The organism is Actinomadura sp. B10D3, assembly GCF_039871695.1.
GTDB classification, from domain to species: Bacteria; Actinomycetota; Actinomycetes; order Streptosporangiales; family Streptosporangiaceae; genus Spirillospora; species Spirillospora madurae.
Window position 1 is genome coordinate 711,072 of the sequence record NZ_JBDPLY010000001.1, and the last position, 12,449, is coordinate 723,520.

Consider the following 12,449-nt stretch of genomic DNA (forward strand, 5'->3'; position numbering starts at 1 on the left):
CCTCAAGCCCTCGTCCGCCAAGCTTCCCACCGGGCGCCGACAGCACTCAAAGCACCGGATCCACCGCGTACTCCGTCCGCAACCCATCCGCGACCAGCTTGGAGGCCACCGGTCGGCCGCGACGGGTTTTCGGCTGAGTCTTCGAACTCGGCGCCGGTCTAGTGCCCCCAGGCAGTGGCTCTGCCCGCTCCTCGTCCGTCGCCTCATCGTCTTCGCCCGCTGGTCCGGGCGGGCTGTCGAGGGAACTGGCCAAGTTCGAGGCATCATCGGCCTCGGCGTGATCGGCAAGCAGTTGCTCGACCGAAGGCGACGGCAGCTCCTTGGACGCGGTCGGATCGCTGCCCCCTGTCGTCCGGGCGATCAACGCCAGCCGCGCCTCGGCCGGTGTCCGACCGGCGACCTGCAGCAGTTGTCCGCACCTGTCGGAGACCTCATCGAGCGTCGGCCGATCCTCGGCCTTATGGGCGAGCATCGAACTGAGCAGGGGCCGCAGCACCTGCGGAACGCCACCCAAGTCCGGGCCGATCTTAGGGTTCGTCACCTGGGCCGCGACGGCCTCCCAACGCAGACCGTCGTACGGGTAGTGGCCGGCCGCCGCATAGAGCACAACCGTTCCTAACGCGTACACGTCGGCGGCCGGTGTCACATGCGGGTGGCCGCTCGCCTGTTCCGGCGGCATGCAGCGCACCGTCCCGATGATCATGCCGCTGTGTGACAGGGAATCCTGCGAGGCGTCTGCAAAGGCACCGAGCCCGAAGTCGATGATCTTGGGGCCCTCGCGGCCCATGATGACGTTCTGCGGCTTCAAGTCCCGATGCAGTAGATCCGCCTCGTGCACTGCGTGCAGCCCCTCCGCGAGCAGCGCGCCGAGGCTGGCCACCAGCGGCAGCGGTAGCACCCCGTCATCGTCCACGCATGCCAGAAGCGTGCGTCCAGCCACGTACTCCATCGCCAACCACGGTCGATCCGCGAACGGATCAGCATCCAGGAACCGCGCCACTCGATTAGTGCCGATCACAGTGCGAGCGATCCGGGCCTCTTTCTCGAAGCGAGCCCTCGAGTCGGGGTTCAACTTGTCCCTGCGGATCAGCTTCACCGCCACCGGGTCGCCCGCGGGTGTGTAGGCGAGATACACCTCTCCCATGCCACCCGAGCCCAGCTCTTCGAATACGGTGTACCGGCCGATCCGCGTGGGCACTCCGGTCATCTCCAGCCTCAACGCTCCTTTGTCACACCCGCACATCAGCCAGTCAGGGGGATAGATGCCGGACTAGCCTAATCGCTGCAACCCGCATCGCGCCGGTACAGCGTGATGACTGATCGAGGCCGGGACGTGAGACGGCCATGAGCTTCCCCCGTTCCACGGACATCCGATCTGAGTTGACCTTGATCAACTTGGAAGGAAACGTCTCGTGCCACCACCTCACCCGCCGGAGTTCCGGTGCCGCGCCGTCGAGTTGGCCCGGACCGGCGACAAGTCGGTCACCGCGCTGGCCAAGAGCCTGGGCATCAGCCAGTCGGTTCTGAGCAACTGGATCGTCAGGCGGGCATCGAAGAAGGCCACCTCGACGGCCTGAGCGCCGGCGAGCTACAACCACGAACATCGCCATTCCGGGATCGGGATGCACATCCCCGCGACCGTCCACGACGGCACCGCCGCCCAGATCCAGGCCCGCCGGGGCCGCCACCCCCACACCGCCTTCCAGACCCAACCCGAACGATTCCGCGGACGGTGCCCCTCACCACCCCGCTCCCGGACGAGGTCTGGATCAACCCCGCCACCTGAATCACTCCAGCCCGACAACCAGCGCCAAAGCACCCACGCAGCCTGACGTCTCACCAGGTCTGACAGGTTCCGGCCCGTTCGGTCTGGGCTTCGCCGTGGCCTCGATCGAAGACGCTCGCCGCTTCTACCGCGACACCGCCCACCTGGAGGCCCGGCGACGGAGTCTGAACGGCAGTGATGGGCATCGACTTCTCCACCGAAGTCTCAGCGGAGAACTTCCTGGAGACGAGCCAGCCGGCTCATGAACTCGATGGTTGGGTCGGGTTGCTGTGAGTCGTCGTGGTCGCGTGGGCATCGGCCAGGCGATGGGCGGCGCCAGGCTGGTGGACCGTGCTGGTCGTTCGGTCCACCAGCCTGCGGGGCCTGGCGATTATCCGGTGGGGTCCTCGTCCTGGTGTGCGAAGGCGGGATCGAGCCCCATCTGCTGGAAGAGGTCGTACAGGTGCTGCTCGACGTCGATAGTGGAGTCCAGGCTCTCCCGCGTGGCCGCGGACGCCTGCTGGAGCAGCCGGTCCAGGTCCAGGCCGTCGTCACGGTCCATCGCTCGCCTCCTCTCTGGACTTGATTTCCTGGTGGAGCCGTCGCCGGGCGTGCCGCAGATGGGACCGCACGGTCGCGGGCCGGTGCCCGGTGATCTCCGCGATCTCACTGGGGGAGTAGCCATCGATCGTCCAGGCCATGACGGCGCGCTGCTCGGACGGCAGCAGCGTGAGCAGCTCCAGTACCAACCGTCCGCCCGCCTGCTGGACGGCGATGTCGGGGGAGGCGACGGTGCGGTGGTGGACGTCGCTGAGGACCGCCTCGCGGATGCGCCGGTGCTTCTGGGCTTCGCGCAGGTAGACGCGTTCGGCGACCTTGCGGGTGAAGGCGTGCGGGTACTCGATCTCGGACCAGCTGCGCATCGCGGCCTGCATGGCTTCCTGTGCCACGTCGCGCGCCTCCTCGGGCTTGGCGCCCAGATTCATCACGAAGCTGATCAGGGGGGTGAAGTCGGTTCGGTAGTAAGAGGGGAAGCCCGCCAGGGAGGACGGGTCGAGGGCCACCTTCTTCGGCATGCGCTGGAACTCCATTCCATGAGGTTTGGGGGTTGCCGTGCGCGCATCACGAAGCCTTCCTATCTCGTGGACATATGAGGTGGGTGATGCGCCTGGCTGTCAGCCCCTGCTGCTATCCAGGCGCGTCCTCCCATCCCCTCAATCACTAAGTGCGATCGGCGGGCCGAACGTGCAGCCCGTCCCCAGAAATCTTTTCCGGGAACGGGGCTGGCGTGCGTTCACCGAGGCCGACGTGCCGCGTGGACGAGGACGAACACGATGGCGACTATCGCGGCAAGCACGGTGACCAGGACGGACTGGGAGGTGGCATAGGCGGTCGGCACACCGATCAGTGCCGCGTTCGCCACGATCACGAACTTGCCCGGGTCGTCCCCACTACTCCGGCGCCGACCCGGTTCCTCGGCGGTGCCTTGCCGGTGAAGCTCAGGACGGGTAATCGGATCGGACTCCTGGGGCACGTCTTCCTCCTGACGCTGGACGAATGCCGTCGTCAAGGAAGTGCGCTCGGACCTAAGGACGTGCAGCGTCCGGAATGAGGCTTCAACGAGAGCGCTCTGCTCCGCGCAGGCTGCCCCGAGGTACTGATGATCTTGCTCCTTCGATGTTCACCAGTCCGGGGTGGCGATCAGCTCTTCCCGGTCCGCCTCGACGAATCCGTACGCGGTGGCCACGAACCAAGTCTTCGGCGATCTGTTCCCGCGCCACGGTCTCGATCTCACTGTCGGCGTCGAGGAACGATGAATGCTTGAGGAGAGATCGTCCCCATCGGGTGCAGACCTGGGGTGCAGACCACGCGGGAACAAGAGTGCTCGCTTCAGGTTAGTTGTCTCGAGCCTCGAGGGTGTGGACGAGGGATTGGGGCGTGCAGTCGTCGCGTGGTGACTTCCCGGGCTGCTTCGGCAGCGTTAAGGAGTTCGGTGATGAGGTGTTGGGGGATGGCATTGCGGTCGAGCCCAGCCGATCGTACGACTGCGGACAGAACGCGCCTATGGGCGGCGGTCAGACTGGTCCGGCTGCTTCGGTTGTTGAGGACCTCTTGGGCAGCGTATCCGTCTTCGAAGGTCAAGGCCTGCTCGACGAGTCGGCCCGCGGCTCGTTCGGCTTCGTGGTGTTGGCCGGCCATGCCCGCGATGTCTGTGGCGGTCAGGCCCAAGCGGACTTGGAACAGGACGAGTTCGGGGCTGGGGAAAAGGCTGAGGTAGTGGTCGATCATGGTGGTCATCGCCGCGTTGGCCGGCCGGTCGGTGCAGGCTGTGCATAGGGCGGTCAGGCAGGCGGCCACCGCGCGTTCCCATGGCTCGGCGGTGGCGCTCTGGCTGAGGGTTGTCAGCGCGGTGTCGGGATCGTCGGCGTGGAGGTGGGCGAGGACGGCGACTTGCCGCCCGTCCAGCAGTCGGCGGCCGATGCCCTTGTGCTGCTGTACGTAAGCGAGGGCCTCTTGCCACCGGCCGGCGCTCGTCAGGGCGCGGGTGCCGTCGGCGAGCAGGACTGTCCACAACCATTGGCAGAGCGTGCGGTGGTCCTCTTCCGTGTTGGTGAGGTGGCGGAAGGATATGGAGCGGCCGTCGATCACGACGTCGTCGTGGGCGCTGACCGCATGGAAGAGGGCGTCCAGTAGATGGTGGGCTCTGTTTGCGTCGCGGGTGCGAATCAGCAGGCGGGCGATGTTGACCAGGGGTTCCAGGGCATGCCGGGCTGTTGGTGCATCGAGGGGCCAGTGGCTGAGGTAGGTGTCGAAGTGCCGCCAACACAGGGTCCGTGCCAGGTCGTGCAGGCCGCAGTCGCTGGCGATCAGGGCGGCCTTGTTCTGTACGGCGGCGGCCGACGCTTGGTCGCTTTCCGTGTGAGCGGTGCGGGCCATTTCGCGGAGTTGACCGACCCGCTCGGCGAGGGGTGGGCAGGTGGGGCGGGGGCGGGCGACCAGTGGGAAGCGTTGGGCTATCGGGCCGACGTCCATTTCATCGCCATTCGATGAGGATCCGGTTGAGGGCGTTGGAGAAGGTGAAACGGCCGGGGCGCTGGGCGGGAGGCGGGCTGTCGAGCGGCTGGATCTCGAAGGTGACCTCGCGTCCGCGGTACTCGTGGTCCCAGGTGCGGACGGCATCGGCTACCTGCTCGGCCAGGGTGTCCCTGCCGGGGCCGTGGCCGATGACGCCGAACTCGTACAGGCTGGCGCCGTCCGGCGCGGCGCGGGTGGCCTTGCGGCGGGTCAGGTAGGTGAGTGCCGCCTGGTCGAAGCAGGCTGTCGAGCTGAGGTAGGGGGCGGTGAGGAGGCTGCTTTCGATGGCTTGGGGCTTGGCGGGCATGCGGTTCAGACCGTTGGGCATCGTGCAGGCCAGCCACAGCTCCAGCCACTCGGCCGACTCCTGGCCGCGGAACGTGACTCCGGTCCAGACTTGTGAGGCGGGCTGGTGTAGGACATCGCCCAGCGCTTCGGCATCGACCTCCTGGCCGCCGCTGGTCACGAGGGTGACCGTGCCGTCGGAGGTCACGGGAACCAGGCGCCGCGGATCGTCGGCGATGCCTTGGCGAAGCGGCATGAAGGTGTTCATCTCGCTGCTGACGCTGCGCCAGGCGCCGTCCTGCTGTTCGAAGGCGATGGAGCGGGCGACGGTGCCCCGCAGCCGCAGTGGTGTGAGGAGCCGTCCGCTCGGGGCAAGCTGGTCGAGCCAGGCGTGGGGGACAGCGTGTGCGCCGACCGTGGCGATGACGCGGTTGTAGGGCGCGTTGTCGGCGTGGCCGAGAGCGCCGTCGCCGAGGATGACGGTGACGTTGTCGATGCCGGCGGCGGCCAGTGAGGTGCGGGCGCCGTCGACGATGTCGTCATCCACATCGATTGTGGTGACGTGGCCGGTTGGGCCGGCCAGGTAGGCGAGCAGACCAGCGTTGTAGCCCGTCCCGGCCCCCAGTTCCAGGATCTTGTGGCCCGGTTCGACCTGGAGTTGTTCCAGCATCATGGCGACGATGTCGGGCTGGGAGGCGCAGCTGATCGACGCGCCGCCGGCGTCGAGCTTGATGTCTACCGTGGCGTTCGCGTACGCCTTCTCCAGGGGAGCCTGCGGCACGAACATGTGGCGGGGGACTGTGCGCATCGCCTCTTCGACACGGGAGGTGCGGATGCGCCCGTGCTCGATCAGCTGGTTGACCAGGGCGTGGCGCAGGGGCTCGGCGGAGGCGGCCTCGATCGTGTCATTGCTCACGCGGGCCACCGTAGTGTTCGGCGGACCTGTGCCAGAGGCGGACACGGGACGCTGTCCGGTTGTTCCCATGACTTCTTCTTTCGCTAGTACGGCCAAGGTGGCCTGCTCCTCGCGGGACAAGCCCATGCGGTTCCAGTGGAAGATCACGTGGTGGGCGAGGACGGCCCGCAGCCCGCGTTCCAGCCGGCCCAGGTGGTTGAGACCTGCCAACCGCCGACCGAGGTGCTCGAAGGCGGTGGCCCAGTCGGCCAGCGGCGCAAGCCTGCCCGTGGTCATCAGAGTGCTGGCCGAGCCCGCCTCGACGGTCATGAGCCGGTGCATGGCATGCGAGAGCCGCCGGGAGCCGGGCTGGCCATGCGGCGTGGGTCGTTGCTCGACGACCTTGGCCCAGACGTCGCCCTGCTCATACCAGTCCAGGCGCGCGGCCCGCATCGCCAAGCTGGGGAGCAGCACCGCGAGCTCGCGTCGCCCGAGCTCTCGCGGATTCCTGCAGGAGAGACCGGACTGGGCCAGATGCTGGAGGACGAGGCGGCTGTCGTGGTGGAAGAGCGCGTGGGCGACATCCATGCCCACAGCGCCTCCGAAAGCGGTGGTCTCCGGCTCGTAGATGCCGGGCGTCCAGCCTTCGATCAAGCCGTTGGAGAGCATCATGTCCAGCGCCCGGTCCAGTCTCCGCAGGCCGTGGTCGGTGGTCGGGTGATGCCGGAGCCGCCAGGTCGGGTACTTGCGCACGAACGACCACGCGTGCGGCTCCCCGCTCTGCGAGGTTTCGAGTGCGGGCAGCAGATGCTCCAGCACGGTGCGCTCGGCGCTGCGCCAGTCGGCGAATGTGATGACGTGCTGTTGCCACTGCTGGGCTGTCATCCGGCCGGTCTCCCTTCAGGCGTACGAGGTCAGGCAATTAGGAAGCAGGAGTCCCACCCGGAAAGGGCGCCTCCAGTGACCTGGGCGAGCAGAGCCAGCGCCACGCCGGTGGCGCCTTCTAGAAGTCCGGCGCCGCAGGCCACAAGGGTGCCCGGCGAGGTGCGTTCGATCGGTGCTAAGAGGCGGGGCAAGCACTCGCGCAGGCCTGGCGTGATCGCATCTGCCGCGGCGAGTTGGACGATGTGCGCCAGGCCGGCGAAGCCGTGGCACAGTGACAGGTCGGTGGTCGCGGCAAGCGGAATCCGGGCCGTCATGGCGTGTAGCAGCGCCTCTTCGGCCATGCGCTGACGTCCGGTGTCGCCGGTGGCCAGAGCGGCGAGTTGCTGGGCGCGCGCTGAACCTGCGGCGCCGTAGCACCAGGAGGGGCGCGCGGGACCAGGGCTGGGACGTCCGGACTCCAGCTCGCTGACGGTTATCCAGTACGGCCAGCACGGGCCGTCTCGTCCCTCGATCCTCCACAGGTCGAGCCAGGCGCAGATCCGTTCGATCGCCTCTCGTTGATCGCCGACGGTGATGCCGCGTAGGGAGGCCAAGGCCAGGAGAGCCAGCGGGCCGGCGATGCCGTGGGCGACGCCGTTGTTGGCGTGCCCGCTCGGGTACTGCGAGGACCGTTTGCCCGATGGGGCCAGATCGCTCCACCAGCCGGGGAGGAGGTCCCCGTGGTGCCGTATGGGTTCGCTGAGCCGGACCAGGTAGGCCAGGATGGCCCGGACTAGGTCGGCGTGAGCATCGCCATGGTGGACAGTGCGCCGCAGCAGCAGAGCCCCCATGCCGGTCAGCCCGCGGATGGCGTCGAATTCGGCCAGCGCGGGCAGCTCGCCGCGATCCATCCGGGCGTGGGCCTCGTTCAACCGAGAGCGGGTGACAGCGGCGATGCGCCGATCAAGGTTCTCCAGGGCGCGGGCATAACGTCCAGGCCGGTCAGCCGCAGCGTCGAAGGCGAAGGCGAGAGCCGGTGCCCCGTAGTACAGGTGGCTGTCCGCCCCTGTTAAGGCGGGTTCGGCAGCGGCGCAGGCGAGCCAGTCGTGAGCACGCTGCCAGGAGCCCTCGCCCAACTGGGCTCGCTCGATATGGAGCAACGCGATCCCGGCCGCGCCATAGGCCAGGGACTGCGGCCACCAGCTGTGGGCCGGTACGGTAGCGCGCACGGCCTGCGGCGAGGCCAGGTGGTCAGCGATTCGGGCGGCCAGCCCTGCTCCAGCCTGCGCGCCGGCCGGCGTGACTACCGTTTGATCGGCCACGTTTACCTCACCGTCCGGCCGCCGACGACCGCTGTGCTGTCCACGCCAGCGCGGCGGCGCGGGCCAGCCGCACGCAGATGTGTTCGTCGTTCTTGTTCGGCCCAGCGGCCCGGATGTGATGTGCGTGGAGCAGTGAATCCAGGACGAGGTCGGGGTTCAAGTCCTCGGCGCTGCGTAACCGGTCCCGGTAGCGGGCCAGCGCTTGGTCGCGTTCGGACCAGGCGGCCAGGACGGTGTCGCCGCCGGGGACCGCACACAGCGCTGCCCAGCCGTCCTTCGGGTCGGCTATGCGGACCGCCTCGCGGAGTACTGGCCGTTCCAGGGGCCGAGCGGCATCGACCTTCCCGTTCCGGATCAGCCAGTGCATGCCACCCTGCGTGCTGCCGGTGAAGCCGGCTGCGATGGAGACGAGGTTCGCTGCGGTTAGCGCCTGCGGGGATGGCCCGGCCATCTGTGCGAACTGCACGGCGAGTGCACGAGAGTCTGCAGCGAAGACCTCCTCCGCCGCCTCCAACACCATTCCACAGCCCCAGCGGCCGGGCTCGGGGTAGGAGGTGGCGAACTGCACCTCGTTGAGAAGCCCTTCGCGTCGCAGAAGCGCGGCCCACCCGGAGACGCGGTTGGCGGCGGGTCCGAACTGGGCGGGGTCGTTGAGCGCGATGCGCAGCCGTAGATGGGGGAGCGGGTCGCGATAGCGCAGGAACCACCACTTGGGTGGATTCGCCCACTGAGCGAGCAGGTCCGGCAGGTAGCTGCCGAGGATCTCTGGGTGCCGTTCGGTACTGCTGTAGAGCTTGACCAGCAGCAGCCGGGACGCCCCCGGCAGCTGCCCATGATCCCGACGTTGCGGCCGGGTGGCCGGGACTCGCGGTCCCCCTGCCGATCCTCTTGCTACGACCGCGGTCATGGGCGCGACGATCTCGTGGGCGTGGCCGTCGAACCAGCCGTTCCCGGTCGCCGCTTCGCTCAACAGGGCGACGCCGGTTGAGTCAACGTGTGCGCGCAGCACCGCCAGGTGCGCGGGTTGGGATAGGTCCAGAGGTAGGGCCTGGTCCCCATCGGTCAGGGTGACGGCGTCCGGTATGCGACGGCGGGCCCGCCAATGACACATGCTGTCCCACCACTGGGGCCACGGCGTATGGCGGTCGGGTAGGTCCGAATGGTGCAAGCGCCAGCGAGCCGGTGAAAGGACCGTGCGGCCCACCCGAAGGCGGGGCACGAACGGCATTCGCCCGGCCGGACCCCATGAGAAGTTGGACACGACCGCAGACTGGGACCTGGCGATCTCGGCGAGGAAGCGCGCCAGCGGGGGAGTGTGCGTCCGCAGATCGAGCGCGTGCAGCGCCACCGGCTCCAGACGCTGCCCCCGTGATCGCGAAAGCAGGAAGAGGCGGCGCTGGTCGCAACCGACCACCAGGTCGTCCACCCCGATCACCTCGGGCCCTGCAGAACGGTGCTCCGCGAGGTTGATCGTGGCGGCGAGTAGTTCCGGCGCCCGAGCCACATGAGCGTCGCCCGAGTTGAGCGGCGGAAAGGACAGCTGAACGGCTATCGTCCGTGGTTCGCTGACCGGCAGCCGATCGAATACGGCAGCGGCATTGGCCTGGTCGCCAGAGCTCAGCAAGCCGATGAACCGGCCGGTTGTCGTGCCGATGCCACGAGAAGGTCCCACGACCGTTAGCTGGAAGTGTCCGCGAGTCAGCGCCTCCGTGGATGCCGCTTGAAGGTGGAAACGGAGCTCAAGATGCGGCGGTACCAAGATTTGGGTTTTGGCGCCGATCTCCAGCTCACCGATCAGGTCCTCATCCAGCACGATCTCCTGGCACCCGTCCAGGGCTGCCGCCTGCGCCAAGGCAAGCAGCCGCAACTGCCTGGCGGTCACCGGCTCGCGTGCTTCAGGCTCGCCACCCAGGTAACCGGCGGGGAACCCCAAACCCACATTGGGATCCATCAGATCCCGCAGCGGCACGAGCGAGCCGATCCCGTACCGCTCGAAGAAGCGGTTGTGATAGCTCCGCCAGCCAGGCGTGCCTGCCGGGAACTCGGTCAGGCGTGCCAGCACCGACGTGGCCGCTTCGGCCTCCCGGGCGACCTGGAACGGCAAGCTCAGCGAGCAATCGACCCGCATGTCCACCACTGGGGCTGAGTCCGTGTTCGTTCCCAGGCGCGCCGTGCAATCCGCGAGGGCGGGGCGGGCCTTTCGGCGATCCGCAGGGGTCGTGAGCCGGTTGTACTCGGCAAGGCCCGTCTGGATCTCGCGCAGCTGATCCAAGAGGTCCGCGACCTGCCGCAGTTCGCCTGCCCCGACCTTCTCGACCTGCTCCACGACATGCCCCAAGGAATCCATCGTGGTGGAGCGAGCGTGCAGGCTGCTGATGAGAGCGCCCTGATCCAACAGGCTGGTGATCAGCTTTTCGATCTGGGACTGCGGCGTCGCGGGGAACACGGCGGCGACCGCGGCCGCCACTTCGTCGAACGGGACCGGAGGACGGGCCGTCTCCATCGCGATCTGCACGGGCGTGGTGCACCGCAGTGATACTTCCGACGGGGAGCGTTGACCTGCCCGCCGCCCGGGCGGGTAAGGGACGACCAGGCGACCGCCCCGCACGAATGCGAGGGGATTAGCCATCAGGGGCAGCCGCCGCAACAGTTCCGGGATGCCTTGCAGTTGGGCGATGACCTCGCTGATCCAGCCTGCGGCGGCCCGTGCGACGACCTGATGGTCCTTACCCCACTCGACCACCGGTTGGGCACTGAAGCCGGCCGGTGCGATTCCGGCGAACAGCCCGAAAGGCGTCGCTCTGCCCGTCATCCGGAGCACGTATCGCATGACCGACAGCACCGTGCGCCGCGCCTTTCGGGCGTCCGTGGTCGAGGTCGAGCACACCACCGCAACCTGCCGGGTCAGTGCCGGGCTGGCCTGTTCTATGGCTTCGGCGATCTCGTCCAGCGTCCAGATCGCCTGGAGCCACGCACGCCAACCGGCGACGTGTTCCGGTGAGTTGCCGGTGAGGTCCGGCCATTCCGGCAGTTCCAACGTCGAGTGAGGAGTGGCACGGACCATCGCCGTCTCAGCGCACCGGTACAGGCGCTTTCCGTCGCTTGATGCCATCGTCTCGCCTTCGGGGAGCGTTCTGCCGGGTTCCGGCCCATGCCCCGGACAACCTTTCGGAGCATGGGCGGGAGCCCGGACGTCAACGTCAGAGCGCGGTCAGACGACGTTGGTCGCGCATGGGCTGGCGCACGTGCTGCCACACCCGTCGTCGGTGAGGACGATGAGGTCGGCTGATGCGTCGCTGGACTCCAGAACACTGATGTCCAGGTCGAACTCGTCGGTTTCCATGGACTCTCGGATGGTCATCGACTCTCCACACCCTTCCGGAGCTCAACGGCTCCTCACTGTCGGCTCTGCGGCCATGGCAAGGAGATTCGCCGACAGCTCTGGCAGGTGCCAGAAAGTTCACACACATTCACACCCGTGCGCGGTCCGGCAGGGTTGACCGTCGACCGGGGAGGCGGTCAATGTCAGGGGGATCAGGTGAAGCGAACATTAGCTGGGAGCTATTCATGCCCGGACCGGCCGAAAAGCCCAACAACCCGCCGTCCGGCGATGTCGACTTCGTCGGGATCGACGACGACTCGCCCGCCAACAAATGTCCGGCGGTCCTCGTGGTCCCCGGCACAGGTGACGTCCTTCAGGTCGGACGCCGGGTCACCGACCCCGCCACCCTCGCTCGGCTGGGCCGGCACACATCGATCGCTGACGACGAGGTCGCGATCTGGACGCCGGCGAACCTCAAACAGAGCCTCCTCGAAGCCCTCACCGGCGACTTCGAGCCGGGCAGGGACGGCCCCGGGGAACCGGCCTTCGAGGAACTACTGGCCGGAACCGAACGATCCGTCGTCCACCTCGAAGCCCGCGATACGTACGACCAGACGGACCCGGCCTTCATGAAATGGCTGGAGGACGGCGACACCACCTACCAATGGGACGGCTGGATCGACCTGGTCGGGGGCGCTGTCGCCCGCGGTATCCGATTCCGTCGGCTGCGGATCGTATCCGAGCCCGTGAGCGATTACATCCGGTGGGAACATGCCATCAGCTACGGCAACCTCAGAGGGAGTTTTGTGGCCGAGCGTTCCAGTATGACTAGTCACTGTGAGTGACAATCATATGGCGGTGGATTGTGACCATGGGTGTGGCTGAGCTGCACTGATGGCATGGGTGAGCGTAAGCCGTACC

Annotated in this window: 11 protein-coding genes; 2 read left to right on the forward strand and 9 right to left on the reverse strand. The window is 67.6% G+C overall.

From position 1 onward, the window contains the following. Positions 1-46: 46 nt before the first annotated feature. Positions 47-1,207 (reverse strand): serine/threonine-protein kinase, encoded by a 1,161-nt coding sequence (locus tag ABGB11_RS03060; RefSeq protein ID WP_347628504.1) that lies wholly within the window; start codon positions 1,205-1,207, stop codon positions 47-49. A 205-nt stretch (positions 1,208-1,412) separates the two neighbouring features. Between ABGB11_RS03060 and ABGB11_RS03065 the strand changes: the two genes are divergently transcribed. Then, a complete protein-coding gene (locus ABGB11_RS03065) occupies positions 1,413-1,577 on the forward strand; it encodes a transposase (RefSeq protein ID WP_347628506.1) in 165 nt (54 codons plus the stop codon). A gap of 579 nt (positions 1,578-2,156) precedes the next feature. Here the strand turns inward: ABGB11_RS03065 and ABGB11_RS03070 are convergent. The 8 genes from ABGB11_RS03070 to ABGB11_RS03105 form a co-directional block, all read right to left on the reverse strand. After that, positions 2,157-2,327 (reverse strand): hypothetical protein, encoded by a 171-nt coding sequence (locus ABGB11_RS03070; RefSeq protein ID WP_347628508.1) that lies wholly within the window; start codon positions 2,325-2,327, stop codon positions 2,157-2,159. Then, on the reverse strand, positions 2,317-2,841 hold the full coding sequence (locus ABGB11_RS03075; protein WP_347628510.1) for a sigma-70 family RNA polymerase sigma factor: 525 nt from the start codon (positions 2,839-2,841) through the stop codon (positions 2,317-2,319). Before ABGB11_RS03075 ends, ABGB11_RS03070 begins: the two co-directional genes overlap by 11 nt. 218 nt (positions 2,842-3,059) lie before the next feature. Beyond that, positions 3,060-3,335, reverse strand: coding sequence for a hypothetical protein (locus ABGB11_RS03080; RefSeq protein WP_347628512.1), 276 nt, complete (start codon positions 3,333-3,335; stop codon positions 3,060-3,062). 320 nt (positions 3,336-3,655) lie between these two features. Continuing rightward, positions 3,656-4,702, reverse strand: a complete 1,047-nt coding sequence (locus ABGB11_RS03085) for a hypothetical protein (RefSeq protein ID WP_347628514.1) — start codon at positions 4,700-4,702, stop codon at positions 3,656-3,658. Between the two features lie 97 nt (positions 4,703-4,799). After that, positions 4,800-6,905, reverse strand: coding sequence for a methyltransferase, FxLD system (fxlM, locus tag ABGB11_RS03090; RefSeq protein ID WP_347628516.1), 2,106 nt, complete (start codon positions 6,903-6,905; stop codon positions 4,800-4,802). Between the two features lie 29 nt (positions 6,906-6,934). Then, positions 6,935-8,206, reverse strand: a complete 1,272-nt coding sequence (locus tag ABGB11_RS03095) for a lanthionine synthetase C family protein (protein WP_347628518.1) — start codon at positions 8,204-8,206, stop codon at positions 6,935-6,937. A 7-nt stretch (positions 8,207-8,213) separates the two neighbouring features. Further along, on the reverse strand, positions 8,214-11,318 hold the full coding sequence (locus tag ABGB11_RS03100) for a lantibiotic dehydratase (RefSeq protein ID WP_347628520.1): 3,105 nt from the start codon (positions 11,316-11,318) through the stop codon (positions 8,214-8,216). Positions 11,319-11,417: 99 nt separating this feature from the next. Next, a complete protein-coding gene (locus tag ABGB11_RS03105; RefSeq protein WP_347628522.1) occupies positions 11,418-11,567 on the reverse strand; it encodes an FxLD family lanthipeptide in 150 nt (49 codons plus the stop codon). Between the two features lie 206 nt (positions 11,568-11,773). Here ABGB11_RS03105 and ABGB11_RS03110 point away from each other — a divergent pair, with 206 nt between their 5' ends. Next, positions 11,774-12,373: a DUF6879 family protein gene (locus ABGB11_RS03110; protein ID WP_347628524.1), complete on the forward strand. Its 600-nt coding sequence runs from the start codon at positions 11,774-11,776 to the stop codon at positions 12,371-12,373. Positions 12,374-12,449: the final 76 nt, after the last annotated feature.

Excerpts from the sequence above, each read along its gene's own strand:
- ABGB11_RS03070 (WP_347628508.1), bottom strand. The coding sequence starts at position 2,327 with ATGGACCGTGACGACGGCCTGGACCTGGACCGGCTGCTCCAGCAGGCG.
- ABGB11_RS03085 (WP_347628514.1), bottom strand. The coding sequence starts at position 4,702 with ATGGCCCGCACCGCTCACACGGAAAGCGACCAAGCGTCGGCCGCCGCC.
- fxlM (WP_347628516.1), bottom strand. The coding sequence starts at position 6,905 with ATGACAGCCCAGCAGTGGCAACAGCACGTCATCACATTCGCCGACTGG.
- ABGB11_RS03105 (WP_347628522.1), bottom strand. The coding sequence starts at position 11,567 with ATGACCATCCGAGAGTCCATGGAAACCGACGAGTTCGACCTGGACATC.
- ABGB11_RS03060 (WP_347628504.1), bottom strand. The coding sequence starts at position 1,207 with ATGACCGGAGTGCCCACGCGGATCGGCCGGTACACCGTATTCGAAGAG.
- ABGB11_RS03110 (WP_347628524.1), top strand. The coding sequence starts at position 11,774 with ATGCCCGGACCGGCCGAAAAGCCCAACAACCCGCCGTCCGGCGATGTC.
- ABGB11_RS03075 (WP_347628510.1), bottom strand. The coding sequence starts at position 2,841 with ATGCCGAAGAAGGTGGCCCTCGACCCGTCCTCCCTGGCGGGCTTCCCC.
- ABGB11_RS03100 (WP_347628520.1), bottom strand. The coding sequence starts at position 11,318 with ATGGCATCAAGCGACGGAAAGCGCCTGTACCGGTGCGCTGAGACGGCG.